Below are 23,388 nucleotides of genomic sequence, written 5' to 3' on the forward strand. Positions count from 1 at the left end.
AAATACAATTTTATAATTTAGGTTCATATGGTATATTGTAATTAAGAATTTATTTATAGTACAAACTATTTAATATTAATTTTCAACTCATTACTAATCAAACCTTTTGCCGCAGCTTTTACAGTAACTTTGCTTTTCGTTTTTTTAGATTGAATAAGTAATAAACATCTTCCTTTATCAGTTTTGATTGTGTTAGATTTATAATCCTGTACATTAAATGGTGATCCATTATCTACCCCTAGTACCGTTACATTTCCATCAACTGAAAAAGTAATTGTATCCTCAATATTTTTTATTGGATTCCCATTAATATCTTCTAATTGAGCAATTACATGAGCAACACTAATTCCATCAGCATTCATGACTTCTTTATCCGTAATTAGTTTTATTTTATTTCTTTTACCGGTTGTTTTCAATATTTTAATTTCTCCAACTTTCCCATCTTTCTTGCCTGTTATTTTCAGTTCTCCTTTTTGAAAAGGAAGAATCCATTTGTAAATTCTATCTTCAAAATCCTTTAGTTTTTTAACACCTATACTTTTCTCATTCAAGCATAATTCGACCTCGTCATAATTAGAATATATCTCTACTACTATTTTTTCATTTTCTTTATAATTCCAATGCTCATTCACATCGTGCCATACCCAAAGCGCTTTTTTCCAAGCTCCTTTTTTCCTTTCTACAGGAGATCCTGTATTGTCTTCTTCTTTAAAAATAGACTTATCTAATTTTTGTGTCGCTACATATATATGAGGTTGTCCGCTCCAAAGGGTTTTCATCATATGAAAAGATGGTTTTTCAAATCCTGCAACATCTAACATCCCACTTGGTGTAGCTTTTCTAGGCCATTGCTCATGGGATTCTCCCATATAATCAATACCTGTCCAAAGAAACGCTCCGGAAATAAACGGACGTTCCTGAACGGCCTTCCATTCGTGCCATTGCACTAGATTCTCTGTTCCCATAATCGGCTTATCCGGGTAATTTTCATGACCATAATCATATAACACTCTTCTGTAACTATATCCTACAACATCCAATACATCAGCAAACCCTGAAAGGTGACTTGCAGAAGGTAAAATACAATTAGCAGTTACATATCTTGTCGTATCTAATTCTCTAGTCCAAGCTGCTAACATTTTAGCCGTTTTTCCTATATCATATTTCCCTTCTGGTAGTGTCGCTAATTTTTCTTTGATCTGATCAACACTATGCGGTGGTTTCTCCCAAAAATAGTTTCCGCTCCAATTCATATTATTAAAAAAACCTGTTGCGTCAGCATTTCTGGGATATGTCCATTCAATTTCATTCCCAATACTCCATTGAAAAATTGAGGGGTGATTTCTATGTGCTAATATGGTATTTTTGAGGTCTTTTTCTGCCCATTCTTGAAAATACTCGGTATACCCTCTAGAAATGGAATCCACAATCTGTTCATTTTGATTTAATCGTTTGTCTTTAGGATTATCCCACTCGTCAAAGAACTCATCTTGTACTAAAAATCCCATTTCATCGCACAGGTCTAAAAATTCATCTGACCCGGGATTGTGAGATATTCTAATAGCATTACAGCCAGCATCTTTTAATTTCATTAACCTTCTTCTCCAAACATCTTTTGGGACAGCTGAGCCTACAATACCTCCGTCGTGATGAAGACATACGCCTTTAATTGGTATATTTATATCATTTAGAAAGAAGCCTTTGTTAGTATCGAACTTTATCTTTCTTACTCCAAATTTTACAGTATTTTTATCGATAATCTCTTCTCCCTGCAATAGCGTAATTTCCGCTTCATATCTTCTTGGTGATTTAATACCCCATAAATATGGTTTAGATATACTCAATTTATTCTCTACATCAGTGTCTTTCTTAGACGCGATATTTAATGGCTCTATGACTTTAGCTACGATTTTCCCAGTATCATCAAAGATTTTAATTTGAAGATTAAATTTTTGATCTTCAGCATGTTTATTTTTAATAGTAGATTTTATATTTACTATAGCTTCCTCATCACTGATTTGTGGTGTAGTAACAAAAACTCCCCAAATAGGAATATGTAAATTATTTTTACGAACTAATCTTACATTCCTATAAATTCCAGATCCGGAATACCATCTACTGTCTACATACTTACTACGATCAACATCAACTTTTATAATATTCTTGCCGTTTTCTCTATTCAAGTAATCAGAAATATCAAAATAAAAAGGAGAATATCCATAAGGATGGAAACCTACATGCTTATCATTTAGATAAAACGTACTATTATTATATACACCATCGAATAATACATAAGTAGTAGTTGGTTTTGTATCCTGTATAATAAACTCCTTTTTGTATAAACCTCTACCACCTGGCAAATATCCTGTAGCTCCTTCTCCTTTAATTGAGTCAAAAGAAAAATCCACACTCCAATCATGAGGAACATTAATTTTTGTCCAATCCTTATATAGACCACTATCATATGTGCCGGTGTTTTCAATTAATTTAAAACCCCAGTCATCATTAAAATCATGATTACCGATTTCCGAATAATTTTGAGAATAAACTATAAAAATGTTAAGAAGAAAGCTAAATTTAAGAATAGTTCTTAAAGTCATTGTCATGAATATGAAATTAATATTCTACAAATATCACATTTACCTTATAATCCTAATTCATATACAACTAGACATAAACTGAACATCCGACATGACGAGTATTAAAGTACTAGACAAAAACACTATTTTCGCATAGACCTATTTCAATCTGTAATTAAACCTTCTTTATTTTTTGTTATTTTATGAGAATTACTTAAAACAATAGTCTCTTTTTTATCAAATTCATTGATAACAATAGTGGAAATAAAATAATTATTCAATTTTAGCTCAAATAGCCGTAGGCAGAATAAAAAAAAATGTTAAAAAACACACCCCTTTATATAATGTTTGTCGTGCTTACGACACTTCTATATTCCAGACCGATATGGTCTCAACAAACATATAAATTAAACCAGTACTTAGAAGAGGCAAGAAAAAATAAGTTTGTAAATTTTGAAAAATCCATTCATAATTATGAAAAAAGCATAGAGTTTTTTTCCTTTAAAAAAGACACTTTTAATCTGATAAATAGTATTAATGAATTATCCGAACTATATGGACATAATCTTAACTATGGAAAAGCATATGATGGCTATTGGAAAGCATTATTTCTTGCTGAAAAAAGCAATGATCAATTCTCTAAATCCAGAGTATACCAATCATTAGGATGGCTTTACAGCTTTTATAATCGTAATACAAAAGCTTTAGAGAATCTTGATAATGCATTGGAAATTAGCAAAGAACTTTCTTCTAAAAACAAAATTAGTATTGATTATACTATCAGCGATTATTTTTCTATTGCTAACTTTTACAGGTATAACAAAGACTTTGAAACGGCAAAAACATATATTGACAGCTGTTATTTATATTTTCAATCTAAAAATGAAGGAATTCGAAACTATTTTTTAGAATCTGAAAAAGGTTTTCTTTTAGTAAATGAAGGTAATTATATCAAAGCTGAAGAGATACTTCTAAAATCTCAAGAATACTTTAAAGAAAATAATGAATCATACTTAGTAATTATCCATTATTTTCTGGCAAAACTTTATCAGATAAAAAAAGACTTTGACAAAAGTAAATTTCATTATAATCAATCACTAGAATTATCATATGTCCATAATAGTCATATGAACTATCAAATCATTAATCATAAAGAATTATCAGAGTTATTTTATGATTCTAAAGAATACAAAAAAGCATTTTTCCATATTAAAAAGGCAATTGAGTTAGAAAATAAAATCTTTGGAATAAATAGTAAAAACAATGAATATTTATTTGAAATCAAAGATAAATACCGTTTGCAAAAAGAAAAGCAAGAACAATTACTTAAAGAACGGCGGTTGTCAGAACTAGAAAGCAAACAAAAAATATCCCTTCTAAGATTCATTTTATTATTTGTAATACTTTTTTTTCTAATCATTGTTAGTATAATGGTATTTAAAAACTTAAAAAGAAAACATAAAAGAGAGAAGCGTTTATTGAAACAAAGACAACGATTAAAACTAAATGAAAGTAAAAAAGCGATTAAATTTAAAAACAAAGAACTCGCCAAATCTGCCCTACAACTCATCGAAAAAGATGAGTTTATTGTTGGATTAAAAAACTCATTGTCTGAAAACAAAGATAACCCTAACTTAAATTCTGTAAATAAAATCATTAAGTCAATACAATCTGGAATGGGAAGTAACTGGAAAGAATTTGAGGCAAGGTTTATAAATATCAATCAAGATTTTTACAAAAACCTAAAATCAAATTTTCCAACACTAACTCAAACTGATTTAAAGATATGTGCATTAATAAAACTAAATTTTTCAAGCAAAGATATGGCATCATTACTAGGAATATCCGTCGAAAGTGTACATACCTCTAGATATAGATTACGAAAAAAGTTGAAGTTAGAAAGAAACGATAATTTAGTAGAATTCATTTCTAATTATTAATCAAACTGCTACTATAATTCATTTCGTAAAAACTATGAATATTATAGATACTCTTATATTTTAGAAATAACACCCATGTTTATATGATACAATTAATTGGCAAAAAGGTATAATAATTAGCTGTGATTAAACTTTACTTTGCGAACAACATTTATACGATTTAGACATGTTAGTAAAAGCAGCTATTAGTTCGGGAAATGGAGATTTCTCTATTGAAGAAGTTACTATATTACCACCAGAAAATGATGAAGTATTAGTCAAAATGATGGCAGCCGGCTTATGTCATACAGACTATGATTCTCTTTATTGGGGAAGATCTGTAATCTTAGGACACGAAGGAGCAGGAATCGTGCTTGCAATAGGTCCTGATGTCACTTCCGTTCAACCGGGAGATCAAGTAATTCTTAATTGGGCCATTCCTTGCGGAAAATGTTTTCAATGTCAGGAACAGAATCAACATATATGCGAAAATAACTCTCCTGTAGTTGCTGGAGATGTACTACCAGATGGAGAAGTATCAAAAGGGCACGCAAGATTAAAAAGTACTACTTTTAAAAATAAAGGTATAGAACGTTCTTTTAATATTGGCACATTATCTACTCATACTATTGTTAAAGAACAGGCAGTAATAAAATATCAAACAGAAATCCCTTTTAGTTCTGCATCTATCATAGGATGTGGTGTTATGACTGGATATGGATCCGCAGTTAATACCGCCAAAGTAACTCCTGGGTCTACCGTAGCAGTTATAGGAACTGGAGGTGTCGGACTTAATGTAATTCAGGGAGCTAAAGTATCAGGTGCAGCTAAAATTGTAGCCATAGACATTAATAAAGCAAGATTAGAAATGGCAAAGCAATTTGGCGCTACTCATTTTGTACTAGCACAACAATCTGATAAAGGGTTAAAAGAAGCTACGATAAAAGTTAAAGAGATTGTAGGGAAAAGAGGAGCTGATTTTGCATTTGAATGTACTGCTATACCAGAATTAGGAGCTGCGCCTTTAGGAATGATTCGCAACGCAGGTACAGCGGTTCAGGTAAGTGGGATTGAACAAGAAGTTACAATCGATATGCAACTATTCGAATGGGATAAAATATATATTAACCCACTTTATGGTAAGTGTAGACCACAAATTGACTTTCCAAAAATTTTAGAACTCTATAGTAAAGGTGACTTATTATTAGACGAAATGATAACGTCTACATATAAATTCGAAAAATTGCAACAAGCCTTTGACGATATGCTTTCCGGAAAAAACGCAAAAGGCGTTATAATTTTTGAACCTTAAACTTACTATTACATCAATAGTTTTTTCGCAAAACGCTGTCTAAGAAAACAAATATAATTAACACAGTGCTATATGCTCTCAAAATTTAGAACTACAGAAATATCAGATCCACGCTTTGAATCTAATCAATTACGACATATTACAGTTAAGAGTAGTAACCTTAGGCAGAGAGGAGATATTACCGTATATGTTCCATCAGGTTATAATCTGGAGGATTTACCAATAGCAATATTACTCCACGGAGTATATGGCAGTCATTGGATCTGGTCACAGAAAACAGGTATTCATCTAAAAATGGAATCATGGATTAAAAATAAGGAGATAAAACCTATGATCATTGCTATGCCTTCTGATGGACTTTGGGGAGATGGAAGTGGATATCTACCTCACACTCATGCTGATTTTGAAAAATGGATTACCGAGGATGTGGTTCAAGCGGTTATAGAATTAATCCCTCAAGCAAGTTTACAATCTAAATTATGTATCGCCGGATTATCTATGGGAGGATTTGGAGCGCTACGTTTAGGTGTCAAAAATCATCACATGTTTATGGCTGTATCTGGTTTATCATCGATTACTGTACTGAAAGAAATCAAACTTTTTGTACAAGAACCCTTGACTTCATATCATCAACTTGAAAAAGAAAATGAATCTATCTATCAAACTATATTAAAATACAAAGAACATATACCACCATTTAGATTTGATTGTGGTATTGATGATCTACTCATCGAAAGCAATCGAAAACTACATCTACAACTAAAAAAATTAAATATAAAACATATGTATAAGGAAAATCCGGGCAAACATGAATGGCCTTACTGGGAAACCTATATAAAAGACACCTTCTTATTTTTTGACAATATCCTAAACAAATAATTATTTGACAGTATATTTTCTAAAACTTTTTAGTACTCTAAGAAGCATAGAGTTTTAAAAGTATTATTTATATCTTGAGAGTTTACGATAAGTAAATGGGGGAACTCCTTCTATTTTTTTGAATTGCCTGTTAAAATAAGGAACAGAATTATATCCGCATTCATAACCAATTTCTTTAATTGATATATTTGTATTAGACAAAAGTTTTTTAGAGAAATCAATACGAATTTTATTCACATACTTTGTAAAAGTATAACTTGTCTCTGTTTTAAAGAATCTACAAAAAGAAGATGTTGTCATTCCAACCATTTGTGCACAAACATTTACTGATATATCTCGTTGATAAGACTCCATAATGTATTCGTGTACTTTTAGAACACGAGTAGATTTAAGATAAAAACGTTGTTTAATATAGTCCTCCGAAGCTAATAATTCATAGTCAGAAGTACTAATTAGCTCAAGAATTTTTAACAAACTTAATAATTGATCAAAAGAAGATAGCTGAGGAACTTTATGTAATATTTTTATAATCTCGGGTTTATTTTTTCCTTTAATTTTCAAACCTCGTTCAGATATTTTTAATACTTTTCTTACGGTTTTTAGTTCTGGAATATCAATAAAATGAGCTCCAAAAATATCTTTTCTAAATTGAACATATATTGATTTACAAAATTCTTCAGAATCTTCTTCTAAATATTTTGAATCAGATATCCAAGTGTGAGGTAACAGACCACCTAAAAGAACTAAATCATTAGGCTTGAATTCTTCTCCATGATCACCTACTAAACGAGTCCCACTACCCTCTGTCACCAGGAGCAGTTCAAACTCAGGATGATAATGCCATACACCATTAAAATAAGGTTGCTCATAAACACCTGTGAAAAAAGAGGAATGAATAGACTTCTTTACTCTTTCTAACGGAACTGCAATTTTAGTATTACTCTTATTACTCAAATATCAATAAAGTTTAATTTATTGCTAAAATAGTATAATTTTTTAACTCCAATGAATTGTAAATTTGAACATAATCATATTCAATAAAAAAAATGAAAACACATCGTGATTTAGCAAAATATAGCAAACATATTTCAGACTTATTCGAATGGCCAAAAGATGCTAAAGATTGGGAACAATATCGATTGAACAATAATCAAGTGGAACATTTTAAAGAATATGGATACATACACAATATTAAAGTTCTGAACAACAAACAAATCGATGTATTACGAGACGAATTACAAGACATTATGGACCCTAACCATCCTAAACATGATCTTTTATACGAGTTTCATTCTAACGAATCCGAAGATCCTAATCGAGTTATTTTTCATTCTCTAGGACATTGGAGAGTATCAAAAGGGTTTCACGATATCTTATGGAACCCTGCCTTTGTTATGGCTTCGTATCAACTTCTTGGAGAACAAAATGTTCGCTTTTGGCATGATCAATTATTTTGTAAACCAGCCAAACATGGGGGTGTAGTCGCCTGGCATCAGGATTACTCATACTGGACAAGAACGAAACCAATGCAACATCTTACTTGCTGGACTGGTTTAGATGATGCAACTAAAGAAAATGGATGTTTACAATATATACCTGGAAGCCATAAATGGGGATTGCTTGACAAACCATCTTTAACTGGAGAAATGACTGGGCTTTTAGAGTTTTTAAATGAAGAACAAACAAAAGCTCTCGATAACCCTATTTCAATTGAAATGAAAAAAGGACATGCTTCTTTTCATCATCCACTAATGGTTCACGGTTCTTTTGAGAATAATTCCGAAAAACCGAGAAGAGCTTTCGTTATTAACGTTTTTGGTGATGGAACATTATCTGATACCGATGATGTGATCCTAAAAGGTGTCCCACCAGTTAAAAAAGATCTATTAATGGATGGGAAATTTTTCCCTCTTTTATCTACAGGTATTTTTAAATAATATGGACCTGTTTTTATCTGTTTAAAAATAACATTTTGATCATTTTAGTTCAAAAGATTGTTTTATCACTTTTGATTTTATTTTCATTGATTGATGTACCCCAAAGGTATATTCTTTTTAAGTTTTTAATTTTTGTTAGCTTCTGTAAACTTTTATCAGTTATAGCTGTATTACTATGAAGATTTAGGCTTTCTAATTGTTTTAAGTTTGTTAGATAAGATAAACCTTTATCCGAAATGTTATTTTCCTGTAAACCCAGACGTCGTACATTTGTAAAAGTCCCTATAATTTCTAAATGTTTATCTATAATTCCTTGAGAAGGTAAGGATAACCAAACGATATTGTTCTTTATTTTTGACAACTCTTCTAGCAATTCGATTATACCCTGTTTGCTCAACTTTTCTTTGTTTGTTGATACTATTGATACATCTAGCTGATTGGTTTCTGCTACAATTTCGCGTATGCTTACCCCTTTATTAATTAATTTATTTAATATTTTGTCAGGAATTTCGGCTGCTTTACTCATAGTTACTCCTGAGGTATTATTACCATTGAGATGAAGTTGTTCTTCTAGTATCTTTCTAATATCTTCTGGAGTATCAACACTCCCTACTGTTAATTCAAAATTTGCTTGACCGTGATCTATCCAATATTCAATAACTTTTATTTCTTCATTAGTTAATGGCGTTTTTCCTTCTGGAGGCATAAACCCTTTACTCGTTGGATCCAAATGGACTCGCTTTATGATTTCGGATTGACTACTATTTCCGGCGATTAGGGATGCACCATTTTTTCCTCCGGCTAAAATAGCCACTTCCCCCTCTAAAGAAAGTCCTCCTTTCTTTTTAGAAGAATTATGACAGCTTATACATTTTCTATCAAGAATTGGGTTTATTACGTTGGTAAAAATTTGTGCTTCTTCTATTGTATTGATTTTAAACTCTTCTATTCTTTCCTTTTTACCAAAAGGTAGATATGTAGTAAGATAATCCGATCCATGTGTTAAATTTCCTCCATAATGACCAGTAACACTTAGCAATAACACTATAAAAGTAAGCGTCGCAATATTCAGTTTTACAGAATCCCTAATACCGTTTTTTATTCTTTCTGTTTTTAAAATCCAAGCAAAGACCGCTAGAACGGTGGTCGCTACTCCAAACCAGAAGTGTTTATCTAGAGCATGGCTATCATAATCTCCACTTAAGGATAACATATATCCTAACACACAGGCTCCAATGGCACTAATTGAACCTAGAAATAGGGCTAAAGGGATTGCTACTTTTAATCGATCTTTTTTTTGAAATTTTGCCAGTATTTCTAAAATAAATGCAAAAAACAAAAATCCAATTGGAAGATGTACTACCAATGGATGAAATCTTCCAAAAAATAAAACAATATCGGATACTTCGTTCATTACTTTTCTTTTCTTTAAATTCTTTCTAATTTTAATGGAGGAGTTCCGCCAGCGTTCCATTGACAGATGTATAGGTTTTTATCTTCATCCACACATACGTCATGCCCATGCAAAATTGGTTTATTGTTTAGTTGATAAGATTTTTGCAATTCTCCATCTTTATATTCTGGCGCCGTACCACCTGGGTTTGACACTACTTTGTCTCCTTCTAAAATTGTAACAAATCCGGTATGATCTTTCCAGGTAGTTCTTCCAACTTTAGGTTGTGACCAACAAACACCGGCATAGAGATTTTGATTATCAAAAACAGGTCTACAAACTTGCATATTTGGCAAATGAAGAGTTTTAACATACTTTCCATCTAAGGTAAACCATTTAAAAGATTGCTCGTTTCTAGAGGTACAAACAACCAATGGATTTGCTTTATTTCTATAATCAATAGCTACTCCATGTGCATTGTCTAATTTGTAATTTGGATCACTGTTCTCTTTTCCGCCCCAATGTCTTATATATTTACCATTAGTATCATACTGAATAATATAATCCATTCCATATCCATCTGCTACATAGATATCTCCATTAGGTCCTATTGCTGTTTCTGTGGGACAAAAATGATCTCCAGGTTTATAAATCTCTATAGTTTGTGGATGTCCAATATCAAAAACAACTTTACCATCTGTAGTTGTTTTAGTGACTCTTCCGTTATGATGAACCCATTCTCCTTTTTTATTCAAAAACCAACCAGAATCTGTAAGAAACAAAACATCTTCGCCTCCTTCGTCAAATAAGGTTAGCCCATGTCCTCCTGGATAGGAGGTCCCCCAATAATCAAGTAGTTTACCCGATTTATCAAAGATCAAAATATTATTACCCGTATGATCTCCCATCATAATCAACCTGCCTTTACTATCAATCTGCATTTCGTGACAATTAAGAATAGGATTCCTTACAATACTGATATCGGCCCAATCTCTTACGATTCGGTATTGATACTTACCATGTCCGATAATCCCTTCTTTTTTTGTCGAGCTCTTTTTCATTATATGAAATCCAAAAGAAGTACTTGTAGTAATTCCAGCTCCCAATAAAGTTGTATTTTTTATGAAATTTCTTCTTGATGGCATCTAAAATATTGTTATATAATTGATTAACTTAATATATCTTTCACTACATGTCCATGAACATCTGTTAATCGAAATCTTCTTCCCTGATGTTTATATATTAAACGTTCGTGATCAATTCCAAAAAGATGTAGTAATGTAGCTTGAAAATCGTGAGTATGTACAGGATCTTTAATAACATTATAACTAAAATCATCTGTCTCTCCGTAGGTAATTCCTGGTTTAACTCCAGCTCCAGCCATAAACATCGTAAAGGCTTTAGGATGATGATCTCGTCCATAATCAGTAGCGGTTAACTTTCCTTGTGAATATACTGTTCTTCCGAACTCGCCTCCCCAAATCAATAAGGTATCTTCGAACATACCTCTTTGTTTCAGATCCTTTATTAATGCAGCATTCGCCTGATCTGTTTTTCTCGCATTTCCTAATACTCCTTTAGGACATCCAATGTGCTGATCCCAACCTTGATGGTATAACTGTACAAATTTGACTCCTTTTTCCAGTAGTTTTCTTCCTAACAGACAATTCGCAGCATAAGTACCTGGATCTCTACTATCCTTGCCATACATATCAAAAATATATTCGGGCTCATCACTCATATTAGTAACCTCTGGTATTGAGGTTTGCATACGAAACGCCATCTCGTATTGGGACATACGTGCGTTTATTTCAGGATCTCCATAAAAACCATGCTGTACCTCGTTCAATTTACCTAGATAGTCTAACATATTTCTACGGTCACGACCGTCATAATTCTCAGGATTCGTAAGATAGAGTACTGGATCTTTCCCGCTTCTAAATTGTACTCCTTGATGTTCAGTTGGTAAAAATCCATTTCCCCAAAGACGTGCATACAATGGTTGTCCTCCTCCATTTTTAGAAACTAAAGTAATAAAGGTGGGTAAATTTTCATTGTCAGAACCCAAACCATAACTTAGCCATGAACCGATCGAAGGTCTACCTGCTTGTTGACTACCTGTCTGAAAAAAGGTAATCGCAGGATCGTGATTAATAGCATCCGTTTGCATTGATTTTATAAAACATATATCATCTACCACTTCAGACAAATGGGGCATCGCACTACTTATCCATGCTCTGGATTCTCCATATTGTTTAAAATCTATAATAGAAGGCGCTATTGGTAAAGAGGTTTGATCTGCACTCATCCCTGTTAATCGTTGCCCTTTCCTTACAGAATCAGGTAGTTCCTGACCATATAAATTTTTTAACTTTGGTTTATAATCAAACAGTTCTATTTGAGAAGGTCCTCCACTCTGAAATAAATAAATAGCTCGCTTGGCTTTGGGCAGATGGTGCGGCAACCCCAAATCATTTCTACTAAACATCTCCAAATCAGGCTTAGTGTTATTCTTTACTGCACTCCAGGCCTTATCCGCATTTAATAATGACCCTAACGCTAAGGCACCAAAACCTAGAGATGTTTTGGTTAAAAACGATCTTCTATCCAACATTTTTTCGATTTGTTGAAGATCTTTGTTATTAGATCGTAATGTATCATGGTGATCACACATAATAGTATTATCTTTTAGTTATTGTTGCATCCGAATTCATAATAGTGCTTGCAACCACTGCATTTGCAGCAATCATTGGAAGGTTATCATTTTTATCAAAAACAAAATCTCCAGATGTTAACCATCCTTTAACTTTAATAGGATCACCTTTAAACTTTGCTAGCTCTTCTTTTTGAAGGTTTATTAATAAGTCTAATTCTGGCATTGTTATTTGTTTTCCTGTCAATCGAATGTATACATCTTTAATTCCTTCTTCTATTGAAGAGAAGGTCGTCATTTTTTCACCCAATACTTTTGAAGCCTCTATATATGTCGGATCATTTAATAATACCAACGCCTGCAAAGGAGTATTGGTCTCTTGTCTACGAGTCATACAAATTTCTCTTGTAGAAGTGTCAAACGTAGCAATGGTAGGATTAGGAGCGGTTCGCTTCCAGATGGTGTATAAACTTCTTCTGTATAATTTCTCTCCTTTATCTCTTTCATATGGTAAATGGGTCATTTTCCAGAGGCCATCTGGTTGATAAGGTTTCACACTTTCTCCTCCGACCTTAGTATTAAGCAACCCACTTGCTAACAATGCATTATCTCGCAACATCTCTCCTGACAATCGCTTAGAAGGTCCTCTTGCCAGTAAAGAGTTATCAGGATCTAACTCACGTAATTTATCAGATGCATTCGAATTTTGTTTATAGGTACGAGACATTACAATGAGTTTATTTAATCTCTTAAGATCCCATCCTGATTCTACAAATTCAGTGGCTAGCCAGTCTAATAATTTAGGATGCGTAGGTAAACTACCTTGATTCCCAAAATCTTCGGAAGTTTCAACAATTCCAGTCCCAAAGAAATTTTGCCAATATCTATTCACAGCTACTCGTGATGTTAATGGATGTTTAGGATCTGTTAACCATGTTGCCAAGCCTAATCTATTTCTAGGTAAATCTGCAGACATCGCAGGTAAGCTCTCGGGGGTATCCGGAAACACTTCTTCTCCTGGAGTATCATACTGTCCTCTTTCTAAAATATAATTTTTACGAAGCTCTGGAGAGTCTTTCATTACCATTACCTCTTGTATATTATCCACACTATCAACATACGTAGTTCTCACTTTCTGAAAAGAAGAAATAGCTTTTTTAACAGGTGCAGATTTAGATGATAAATAATATAACTTTAAATTCTCTTTCTCTTTATTAGAGAGCTGATTGAATCCTTTTGAAATTAATGGTTCTAAGAGTTGGGGAGCCGTTAGTTTTTTAATTTCTAAAGAAGTTAGTTGTTTATCAAATACCATTAAATCATCAATTACTGCACCCGCTATACCTTTACCTCTCCATCTTGCTCCTAGTTGTAACCCTGGTTCTATTGGCTCTGAATAGATGTAATCCTCTAAATCATGAAAAATAATATCTTTATAAAGATTATCAATATCCACTTCAGTTTGCATCTGTTCTCCATTCATATAAAGTTTTAATCCACCAGCAGTACTAGAACCATCATAGGTAAGTGTTAGTTGAATCCACTCATCTCTTGGTACCTCATTAATTGTAGTTTCTACAATAGCATTATCTGGCCATACATGTGCTAATAACAACTCAAATGTATTGTCTTTTGTTATGGATAAATGGTATCCGCGATAGCTATGCAATCTTGTTCCTTGCGCTTTATGAAAAATAACTCCTTCTTTAAGGTCTTTAGGCACGAACACCCTTATACCTATACTGAAAGCTTCGCTCCTTTGAAAAATTCCAACATCACCTAAATCCAACCAGGCATCACCATCAAACTCTAAACCTTTTCCCTGGTACCCTTCTTTTAAAACTATTTTTTGATTACCTGCAAACTGAGTTTTCATTTCATTTTTTTGACTGTAATTCAAAATATTACGGATAGGTTTGTTTTGAAAATCATACTTCGCAACTAAATGTTTTGAGTCTATAAAAACATCTTTTTTATATTTTTCGCTCCGTATCCATTTATCTACATTTTCCTTCTCATTAGATACTATTTCTTCAACCTTATTTTTCGAATCAGTTATAAGACCTTCAATATAAGTCATCATTTCTTCTTCTTCTTCTGTCGGAAGTAGCAGTGTCGGAACAGGTATAGACCAATCCCAAGGAATTTGACCAGATTCGTTTACTTGATTAAAAAAACTGAATAATTCAAAGTAATTTTTTTGAGAAATTGGATCATACTTGTGATCGTGACATTTTGCACAGGCCACCGTTAGTCCCATAATACCTTGACCAACTACATTTGTTCTATCGGAAACATATTCCACTCTAAATTCTTCATCTATAATACCTCCCTCCAGATTCTGAGGATGTAATCTGTTAAAACCTGTAGCTAAAACTTGTTCTTTAGTCGGGTTTTCTAATAAATCTCCTGCTAATTGCCAAGTAATAAACTTGTCATAAGTCATGTTTTTATTAAAAGAAGTAATAACCCAATCTCTCCAAGGACTCATATCACGATAGCGGTCTACAAAATATCCATGAGTGTCTGCATAACGCGCTAAATCTAGCCAGTCTACAGCCATTTTTTCACCATAATGCTTGGAAGATAAGAGTCGATCTACTTGTTTTTCATATGCATCTTGTGTATCGTCATTTATAAAACTCAGTATTTCTTCTTTAGTAGGTGGTAAACCAGTTAAGTCTAATGATACTCTTCGTAACAATAACTCTTTACTTGTTTTTTCAGCTAGTTGTAAATTATGTTCTTTTAATTTTTTAATTACAAAATTGTCTATAGGGTTTACTATGGAAGATTCAGTTTTCAATACAGGTGTATTAGATTTCTCTGGAGGAATAAATGCCCAATGATCCTTATATTCTGCTCCATCCTCTATCCATTTAATAAGAATAGCCTTCTCCTCTGCAGATAATTTCAGGTAGGATTCTGGAGTTGGCATCATAATCTTGGAATCCTCCGATAAAATTCTATGAAAAACTTCAGATTTTTTTAGACTTCCTGGATCAATGGCAAACTTACCCGGTGAATCTGGTAATTCTGCGAAAGCTGATTCAGAAGTATGCAATTGTAAACCCGCTGATATTTTTGCTTTATCTGGACCATGACATAAAAAACACTTATCAGATAAAATTGGTTTTACATGTATATTATAATCTACTGTTGAAGGTAAAGATTCATAAGCATCAGCTACATCTATAGGCAATGAAGGTTCACATCCTAAAAAGACGCCTAAAACAACAAAAATTATCAAAAAAGAAGCTTTTCTCATTTTCTATTAATTAATCACTAATATTATGAGACCAAAACTACTATATCATCACTTTTTGGCACTTTCCACCAACTGAACAAAAACTAGACAATCACTGTTTTAAAACTAAACTATATCATTAAATGATCATAATCATTACTTCTTTATTAGCTTTTAATAAGAGAATCTACATAAATAATTTGGATCGTTTATAAGTATAATCTTATGATTACCGTTCTTAATATTGAAAAAAAGTAATCTATTAGCACATATACTTTTTATGTGTAATGTACCCTAACACTCCCTTTTTATAAAATACTATAGAGAATAGCTATAAACGGGAAATATATAATTAAGTATTGAGGCATAATCCATCCGCTATAAATCAATAACTATGAAAAAATCGTAGAACCTCTTTCTATAAGAGTAGTTTCTACAACAGTGGTTTTATACTCCTTTGTTTCTGTTGCATTATTTAACCTATTTACAATCTTTTTTATTGCTATACTACCTAAATTAGTTCCATGCTGATCAACTGTAGTTAAAGGTGGATTACTATTTTCTGCAAGAATACCATCTGTAAAACCTATTACTGCTATGTCTTCTGGAACTTTAAATCCAGCTCCTATAATTAAATTCATGGTATAAATTCCTGAAAGCTCATCTGCTGCCATTACTCCATCTACTTTATTGTGTTTTATAAACTCAAGGAAATCTTTAGAAAACCTCTTATAATCCTCAATAATCAATGTTTCTTGCTTTCCTTTATATATTAATTCCTCTTCAATAGCCTCTTTATATCCTCTAACTCTTTCTAATCCCACACTAGTATTATGAATTGGAGACACAAAAACAATATTTTTACAACCAGATCTCATTAATTTTTTTGTCGCATTATAAGAGGATTCAAAATCGTTAATGACCACTTTATCGCAATCAATCCTATTTGTTACTCTGTCGAACATTAAAACCGGCAATCCTTTGTTAATAACACTCTGTAAATGTTGATAGTTCTCTTTTACAAAAGTTTCTTTAGATATCGAAATAATAAAACCATCAACACTTCCATTTGCTAACATTTCAATACTTTTTACTTCTTTTTCATAAGATTCATCTGATATACAAGTAATAATATGATACCCTTGTTCAGTAGCTTCTTTTTCGATACCCGCCAATACTTTTGCAAAAAAATGTGCCAAAATATTAGGAATGATGACCCCAATTGTCCTTGTTTTTCTTTCTTTTAGATTTTTTGCTGTTAAGTTGGGGCTATAATTGTATAATTTGGCAAGTCCTTTGATTTTATTTCTGGTTTTTACACTAATCTCAGGATTATCCGCTAAAGCTTTTGAAACAGTGGATATCGAAAAATTAGATAATCCTGAGAGTTTTTTTAATGTCATCATTTGCTTGCTCATATTAAACTATTTTCAATTTTAAAAAAACTTAAAATTAATTATCACTGTAATGTTTTGGTGATAATGATTTTAGTGTTTTTGCTGCCTGTTCAGCGGTAATATCCCGTTGCGGATCCGCAAACATTTCATAACCTACCATAAACTTCTTTACGGTTGCAGATCTCAATAAGGGAGGATAAAATGACATATGAAAATGCCACTCCTCATGAGAATCTTTATCAGTTGGAGCTTGATGAATTCCGGCTGAATAAGGGAAACTTACTTTAAACAAATTATCGTACCTAATCGTCAAATCCTTTATAATATTAGCAAACGAAGCTATTTCATCCTTGTTTAAATCTTTGATATTTTTCTTATGTTTTTTGGGTACAATCATCGTTTCATATGGCCAAACTGCCCAATAAGGAATCAAAGAGACAAAATGCTCATTTTCATAAATTATTCTTTCTTCTGCGTCTAATTCTTGCTTTATATACGTTTCTAATAAGCTCTTAGTATTAGTTCCCCAATACTTTTTCATTTGACTTGTTTTTTTGGAAACCTCTAAAGGAATGGACTCTTGAGCCCATATTTGTCCGTGGGGATGAGGATTACTGCATCCCATCACATCACCTTTATTTTCAAAAATCTGTACATGATTGATGTATGGTTTTTCACTTAACTCTTCATATTCTTTTTTCCACAATTCAATTACCTTTTGTATGTCTTCTTCTTTCATTAAAGGCAATGTCAAAGAGTGGTCAGGAGAAAAGCACACAACTTTACAAATTCCCTTTTCTGAAATACCTTGTAGAAGTCCATCTGTGAAATTTTCTTCTGGAGTATCGGGTAGTAAGGCCGAATAATCATTTACAAAAGCATAAGGACCATCATACTTCGGATTAGTAGTTCCGCTTGCTCTAGTATTTCCCGGACATAAATAACAACCTTCGTCATATGATGCCCTTTTTTCGATCACTTGTTTCTCTTCTTTTCCTTGCCAGGGCCTTTTGGTTCGGTGTGGAGATACTAAGACCCATTCTCCTGTAAGTATATTATACCTTCTATGTGGATTATTATTAATCTCTTTCATTTTAAAGTTTTTTTTCTTGAACAGTAATTACCTGATGACTAGTTCCCTTACTTGGCATCACCTGAAAAGCATCCAATTTTATATGAAACCGATCTTGATAAGCCTGGCTTATTTTCTGAGTATAGTCATCGATGAAGTCTTTATGAATAATATTTATAGTACATCCACCGAAACCACCACCCATCATTCTAGATCCAATAACAAATTCCTTGTCTTTTGAAAAATCTACTAAAAAGTCTAATTCATCACAACTAATCTCATATTGATGTCTTAATCCTTCGTGACACTTATATAGTAATTTTCCAAATTCCTTAAGGTCATTATTTTTTAAATAATCTGCTGCTTTCTGTACTCTTATATTTTCTTCTACTATATAAAGGCATCGTTGATATATAACAGGTGACATAAGTTCTTTTACCTCTGCAAGCATTTTTAAAGTTACCTCTCTTAAAGAAGAAACTGATTTATATTTTCTTCTGATTACTTCTACTCCATCTTCACATTGTTCTCTTCTTGTATTATAGTTACTGCTAGAAAGATTATGTTCCACGTTAGTATTAATAACCAATACTTTGTAATCCGTTAGGTACATAGGGATCAATTTATATTTTAAGGAATGACAATCTAAAAAAAGCACCTTATTTTCCTCTCCAAAAACAGATGCATATTGATCCATAATTCCACATTTTGTACCCACATACTCATGCTCTGCATCTCTACTTAATTTTGCTATTTCAAGTTTTGACAAACCAAGATTGAACAGCTCATTGATTCCATAGGCCAATCCACATTCTAAAGCGGCAGAAGAACTTAAGCCAGAACCAATAGCTAATTCACTACTAATAACACAATCAAATCCCATGATACCATCAGATCGATTTAATAACTGCTGTAAAACTCCTAAAATATAATTCTCCCAACCTTCTATACTAGGTTCTATTTTATTAAGGTCAACAACAAGAAATTTGTTGTAATTTTCACTATGAACATTACAGATGTTTGCCGTTCCATTCTTTCTAAGTTGAAAATTTATTTTTTTATCTATTGCTGCAGGGAGTACAAATCCATTGTTATAATCAGTATGTCCGCCAATGAAGTTTATTCTTCCAGGAGAGGCAACTATGATCTCAGGATTAAAATTGTTTTCTTTATTCATGGTAGTGGTATAAATTAAAGTAACAAATATAATAAATGTAAAAAATACATTTATTATATTTACTAATAATATTTTTATCGTTTTTCCTTAAAAGCAGGAAAACGATTGATATAGTAACAAAGAAAAAGTGTTTGTTGCGATCGACTGTATCACTTTTGGTTTTGATAAAGAAACTTGAAAAATTATATTTTTTAAACGAGAAATGGAGCTTCTAAAAGGTTATTGGTTATTGATTGGGAGTTTTGTTGGATTAGAACTCTAATGAGACAGGTTTAGAACAAATATTCACTAAAGAACTTAAAACATATTCCAACGTAAACCGAAATCCTGAAGCACGATGTATTTGCATTGCTCAATATACCTTAATTTTGAATAAATGAACATAATAAGGATCTAGGTAGCACACACGAGGCATTCTGGTTTTCTATAAATGATTTACCTGAAATAGTATTAAATCATAACCTAATGGTAAGATATGCTATGGAAAAACCAAAATACACAGCAAGAAGATATTACCCGATTGAATTTGAATTGTTACCAGAAAGCTTTACACTTCTGTAGTTACAGTTATTGTATGAGCAAATTAAAAAAAAACTGGCCCCTCATAATTTTAGAAAAAAATATTATCACTTGATTTATTAAAAAACACTCAACGGAAAAATAAATCATCTTCTAAAAAGGAGGTTTTTTATCACAGTTTGATTATTAAAAAAAAACAAATGGTTTCGATTCCCTTACCCTAAAAAAACATTATCTAATCCTATATTAAAATGTTTTTTTCGTAATATATAATAATTGGTTTTGGACACAATTTTTGTAAACTTCTTAAAAAAAACTAATCATTGCCTATTATTTCTGATTCTATACTGATCCATCCTTTCGAGGGCTTTGCCTTCATACATTCTTTTTAATTGCCATCTTGGCCTTTCCAATGTTAATTCCCATTCAAACAACAACCTAAACAGTTCCTTTACTTTTTTTGGATATTCCGAAGCTAAATCATTTTGTTCTGACATATCATTAGGAAGGTAAAAAAGTTCAGCAGGTCTATCTGGATATCTAATTAGTTTCCAGTCTTCTTTACGAACTACCCCTCTGTTTTCCTTCTTCCAAAACATTATTTCATGAGGTCTAGCTTTATTTTTTCCAGATATATAGGGAAATAAATTTACCCCATCAATATCACGCAAATCTTTGGAATTCCCACCTCCTAGGCCATAGAACGTTGGTAATAAATCCAAAGTACTGATTGGTAAATCATAGTTTGATTTTTTAGGGATTCTACCTTTCCATTTCATGATAAACGGAACTCTAATACCGCCTTCTAGGTGATTTGCTTTGGTACCACTCAGAGGTTTATTGCTAGATGCATTTGTATCAGAAGGCCCTCCATTATCGTTAGTAAATATAATTAGAGTATTTTCTTCTAACTCCAGTTCCTTTACTTTATCAAAAACAAGTTTGCACGCTTTATCCATTGCCAAAGTCATTGCTGCTAATTGTTTTCTTTTTCCTTTTAAATCAGGGAATTCTTTAAGATTTTCTTTAGTTGCTTCCATTGGTGTGTGTACCGAATTAAACGTGAGCATTGCAAAAAAAGGAACATCTTTGTTTCTTTCAATAAAGCTAACTGTAGCTTTTGCAAAAGATTCTGTTAAGTAATCTTTTGTTTCCCCAAACTTACGAAAACCGATTTCAAGCAAATCCTCAACTCTTGATGTTGGATTATTCTCATCATATTCAAAATAACTTCTAGCTCCACCTCTAAACCCATAAAAATCATCGAATCCTCTTTTGGTCGGATGAAATTGATCTGCATTTCCTTGATGCCATTTCCCAAAAAGTCCAGTTCGATATCCCAAATCTTTCAAATACTCGGCAATAGTTTTTTCATTTAGCGGCAACCCCATTTCATCATCATGAATATAATAATTACTCATATATCCCGGAACATTATTCTCTTCGAAACCAAACCGTTGTTGATACTTTCCTGTTAATATTCCTGCTCTAGAAGGTCCACAAACTGCAGCCGTTACATACGCTTGATTAAAAAGCATACCTTCATCGGCCAATTGATCTAAATGCGGTGTTTTCATCTCCATACTTCCTTGAAAACCAAAATCTGCATATCCAGCATCATCCGAAATTATCAAAATAATATTAGGACGATCTTGAGAATTAACAAATTGAACTATTAGAATAAAAATTATAATCAATAATATTATAATGTGTTCATTGGTGTTTTTTTTAGATCTTGACATTTTTATGTTTATATATTAAACTTGTTTTTCACTATAAACTAAACTCGAAACTTATAAGTTAAAAAGAATATTAAGGTTACACTCATAAACATAAAAGTTTGAAAGGTTAATTCAATATCTAATCCAAAAGCACAAAGATGTTTAAATTCTATACTCTAAAGTTTTAACTGTTGTTATCTCTTTCAGATCTACATTCTTTCCGTTTTATAAATCAAAAACTAATGCATCTAAAATAATCCGTTCTAATTGCTGTATTTATTCGATCTACTAATCGATTATTTATCTTCTAATTTCCAAGTTCTAACCCAATCAATTCTCATAGTATTTATATCATCATTGCTTAAATCACTTTTAAGAGGAAGACCACCCAACCAATTCGCTTCATTGGTCCATAAATCAAAAATAATTTCTAAATCTCTTGTAAAAATACGATTAGGAAAATTCTCTCCTGTTTCGTGATTACCTACTACAACGTTTCCTGCCAGCTCACCATCCAAATAGAATTGAATATTTTTGCTATCCTTCCACCATACCCCTACTGTATGATATTCCTTGTTCCATTGAACTCCTCTTAGCGGATTGGCATCTGATAAGTTATTGTTACTATAATTATCTTTTTTTCTTATAGTTACTGGAGTTAAATCAGAATCCGCATGAAAATACTGAGAATTCATGGTGGTTGGAAAATCGGGTTGACAATTACAAGAAGGTTTAGAGTTGTTTTCTATAATATCAATTTCATCTCTATCTGAAATATTACCATTGTTTAGCCAATATGTATTATAAGCAGATATGTGAGCTGTTTTTATTCGTGCTTCCGTATACATTGGGTAGCTCGTTTTTTCTGTTGAATGAATTCTTGCTGTTTGAAACCATCTTTCCTCTGGATTAGATTCATTCAAAGTAGCTTTTATCCATAAGTTCCCATCAGAAACTCCTGAATTATCATTAGATGAAGACATAAAAACAGGAACTTCATAATTCCAATTGCTTTTAAACCATTTAGTACTATCCCAAGTATCAAACTCATCAGACATAGCTTCTAGTTTTACCCATTTTTTATCAAGAGGAGTAGTATCATCTATAGATACGAAAGAAGGCAAATCGGGATTGATGTTGTCAAAATCATCTGGTGAAGGAATATATGGATTCACTGTAATATTAACTTTTGCAGTTGCTTCATCACCGTTAGCATCAGTTATTGTATAAGTGAAACTATCTACTCCATCAAAGTTATAATTAGGTATATACTCAAAGACACCGTCATTAACTTCGGTTACCATGCCTTGTATCGGATCAGTTGTTAAACTATAATTGTCTCCATCTGTTCCTAAAGTATCATTTGTAGATACGGTTATTCTATTTGCCTCTCCGGAGACGCTATCCTCTTCTACCGTTAAACTATCGTTGACAGCTACTGGTTTCTTATCAACCTGTCCATTATTCGTTCTGGAGTCATCACTACCACATCCAGTAATAAGAAAACCCATTAAGAAAAACACTGAACATCTTAGGTTATTATTAAAAAACAATTTTTCAAACATTTTAATTTCTAGTATTAA

At 32.3% G+C, this 23,388-nt stretch carries 15 protein-coding genes; 4 read left to right on the top strand and 11 right to left on the bottom strand.

Features of this window, described 5'->3' with window-relative positions; translation table 11 throughout:
* Positions 1-65: 65 nt before the first annotated feature.
* Entirely contained in the window at positions 66-2,606 is a 2,541-nt protein-coding gene (locus tag Q0921_RS05250) for a glycoside hydrolase family 2 TIM barrel-domain containing protein (protein WP_299254272.1), read from the bottom strand.
* Between the two features lie 317 nt (positions 2,607-2,923).
* On the opposite strand from Q0921_RS05250, the gene Q0921_RS05255 reads away from it, so the two are divergent.
* The 3 genes from Q0921_RS05255 (at position 2,924) to Q0921_RS05265 (ending at position 6,689) form a co-directional block, all read left to right on the top strand.
* On the top strand, positions 2,924-4,519 hold the full coding sequence (locus Q0921_RS05255; protein WP_299254274.1) for a hypothetical protein: 1,596 nt from the start codon (positions 2,924-2,926) through the stop codon (positions 4,517-4,519).
* A 166-nt stretch (positions 4,520-4,685) separates the two neighbouring features.
* Positions 4,686-5,810: a Zn-dependent alcohol dehydrogenase gene (locus Q0921_RS05260; protein WP_299254277.1), complete on the top strand. Its 1,125-nt coding sequence runs from the start codon at positions 4,686-4,688 to the stop codon at positions 5,808-5,810.
* A gap of 72 nt (positions 5,811-5,882) precedes the next feature.
* Complete coding sequence (locus tag Q0921_RS05265; protein ID WP_299254280.1) at positions 5,883-6,689, top strand: alpha/beta hydrolase-fold protein; 807 nt, start codon at positions 5,883-5,885, stop codon at positions 6,687-6,689.
* 63 nt (positions 6,690-6,752) lie between these two features.
* Here the strand turns inward: Q0921_RS05265 and Q0921_RS05270 are convergent, their stop codons facing one another.
* On the bottom strand, positions 6,753-7,643 hold the full coding sequence (locus tag Q0921_RS05270; protein WP_299254283.1) for an AraC family transcriptional regulator: 891 nt from the start codon (positions 7,641-7,643) through the stop codon (positions 6,753-6,755).
* A gap of 92 nt (positions 7,644-7,735) precedes the next feature.
* Here Q0921_RS05270 and Q0921_RS05275 point away from each other — a divergent pair, with 92 nt between their 5' ends.
* Positions 7,736-8,626: a phytanoyl-CoA dioxygenase family protein gene (locus Q0921_RS05275; RefSeq protein WP_299254286.1), complete on the top strand. Its 891-nt coding sequence runs from the start codon at positions 7,736-7,738 to the stop codon at positions 8,624-8,626.
* Positions 8,627-8,675: 49 nt separating this feature from the next.
* Here Q0921_RS05275 and Q0921_RS05280 read toward each other — a convergent pair whose 3' ends face one another.
* From Q0921_RS05280 to Q0921_RS05320, 9 genes are all read right to left on the bottom strand, one after another.
* Entirely contained in the window at positions 8,676-10,040 is a 1,365-nt protein-coding gene (locus Q0921_RS05280) for a DUF2231 domain-containing protein (RefSeq protein ID WP_299254289.1), read from the bottom strand.
* A 14-nt stretch (positions 10,041-10,054) separates the two neighbouring features.
* A complete protein-coding gene (locus Q0921_RS05285; protein ID WP_299254292.1) occupies positions 10,055-11,164 on the bottom strand; it encodes a 6-bladed beta-propeller in 1,110 nt (369 codons plus the stop codon).
* 23 nt (positions 11,165-11,187) lie between these two features.
* A complete protein-coding gene (locus tag Q0921_RS05290; RefSeq protein ID WP_299254295.1) occupies positions 11,188-12,693 on the bottom strand; it encodes a DUF1501 domain-containing protein in 1,506 nt (501 codons plus the stop codon).
* Between the two features lie 7 nt (positions 12,694-12,700).
* The gene (locus Q0921_RS05295; protein WP_299254298.1) at positions 12,701-15,940 is read right to left on the bottom strand and encodes a DUF1553 domain-containing protein; all 3,240 of its coding nucleotides are present in this window, start codon (positions 15,938-15,940) and stop codon (positions 12,701-12,703) included.
* Positions 15,941-16,311: 371 nt separating this feature from the next.
* Entirely contained in the window at positions 16,312-17,337 is a 1,026-nt protein-coding gene (locus Q0921_RS05300; RefSeq protein ID WP_299254301.1) for a LacI family DNA-binding transcriptional regulator, read from the bottom strand.
* Positions 17,338-17,371: 34 nt separating this feature from the next.
* Complete coding sequence (locus Q0921_RS05305; RefSeq protein WP_299254304.1) at positions 17,372-18,409, bottom strand: UDP-glucose--hexose-1-phosphate uridylyltransferase; 1,038 nt, start codon at positions 18,407-18,409, stop codon at positions 17,372-17,374.
* A 1-nt stretch (position 18,410) separates the two neighbouring features.
* Positions 18,411-19,565 (bottom strand): galactokinase, encoded by a 1,155-nt coding sequence (gene galK, locus Q0921_RS05310; protein ID WP_299254307.1) that lies wholly within the window; start codon positions 19,563-19,565, stop codon positions 18,411-18,413.
* A gap of 839 nt (positions 19,566-20,404) precedes the next feature.
* Positions 20,405-21,826: a sulfatase-like hydrolase/transferase gene (locus tag Q0921_RS05315; protein ID WP_299254310.1), complete on the bottom strand. Its 1,422-nt coding sequence runs from the start codon at positions 21,824-21,826 to the stop codon at positions 20,405-20,407.
* Between the two features lie 275 nt (positions 21,827-22,101).
* Positions 22,102-23,370: an Ig-like domain-containing protein gene (locus Q0921_RS05320; protein WP_299254313.1), complete on the bottom strand. Its 1,269-nt coding sequence runs from the start codon at positions 23,368-23,370 to the stop codon at positions 22,102-22,104.
* Positions 23,371-23,388 lie beyond the last annotated feature (18 nt).

Origin of the sequence: uncultured Aquimarina sp., from assembly GCF_947496855.1 — a bacterium.
In the GTDB taxonomy this organism is placed as follows: Bacteria; Bacteroidota; Bacteroidia; order Flavobacteriales; family Flavobacteriaceae; genus Aquimarina.

Coding starts and splice junctions, on each gene's coding strand:
- Q0921_RS05250 (WP_299254272.1), bottom strand. CDS start 2,606: ATGACAATGACTTTAAGAACTATTCTTAAATTTAGCTTTCTTCTTAAC.
- Q0921_RS05255 (WP_299254274.1), top strand. CDS start 2,924: ATGTTTGTCGTGCTTACGACACTTCTATATTCCAGACCGATATGGTCT.
- Q0921_RS05260 (WP_299254277.1), top strand. CDS start 4,686: ATGTTAGTAAAAGCAGCTATTAGTTCGGGAAATGGAGATTTCTCTATT.
- Q0921_RS05265 (WP_299254280.1), top strand. CDS start 5,883: ATGCTCTCAAAATTTAGAACTACAGAAATATCAGATCCACGCTTTGAA.
- Q0921_RS05275 (WP_299254286.1), top strand. CDS start 7,736: ATGAAAACACATCGTGATTTAGCAAAATATAGCAAACATATTTCAGAC.
- Q0921_RS05280 (WP_299254289.1), bottom strand. CDS start 10,040: ATGAACGAAGTATCCGATATTGTTTTATTTTTTGGAAGATTTCATCCA.
- Q0921_RS05285 (WP_299254292.1), bottom strand. CDS start 11,164: ATGCCATCAAGAAGAAATTTCATAAAAAATACAACTTTATTGGGAGCT.
- Q0921_RS05290 (WP_299254295.1), bottom strand. CDS start 12,693: ATGTGTGATCACCATGATACATTACGATCTAATAACAAAGATCTTCAA.
- Q0921_RS05295 (WP_299254298.1), bottom strand. CDS start 15,940: ATGAGAAAAGCTTCTTTTTTGATAATTTTTGTTGTTTTAGGCGTCTTT.
- Q0921_RS05300 (WP_299254301.1), bottom strand. CDS start 17,337: ATGAGCAAGCAAATGATGACATTAAAAAAACTCTCAGGATTATCTAAT.
- Q0921_RS05305 (WP_299254304.1), bottom strand. CDS start 18,409: ATGAAAGAGATTAATAATAATCCACATAGAAGGTATAATATACTTACA.
- galK (WP_299254307.1), bottom strand. CDS start 19,565: ATGAATAAAGAAAACAATTTTAATCCTGAGATCATAGTTGCCTCTCCT.
- Q0921_RS05315 (WP_299254310.1), bottom strand. CDS start 21,826: ATGTCAAGATCTAAAAAAAACACCAATGAACACATTATAATATTATTG.
- Q0921_RS05320 (WP_299254313.1), bottom strand. CDS start 23,370: ATGTTTGAAAAATTGTTTTTTAATAATAACCTAAGATGTTCAGTGTTT.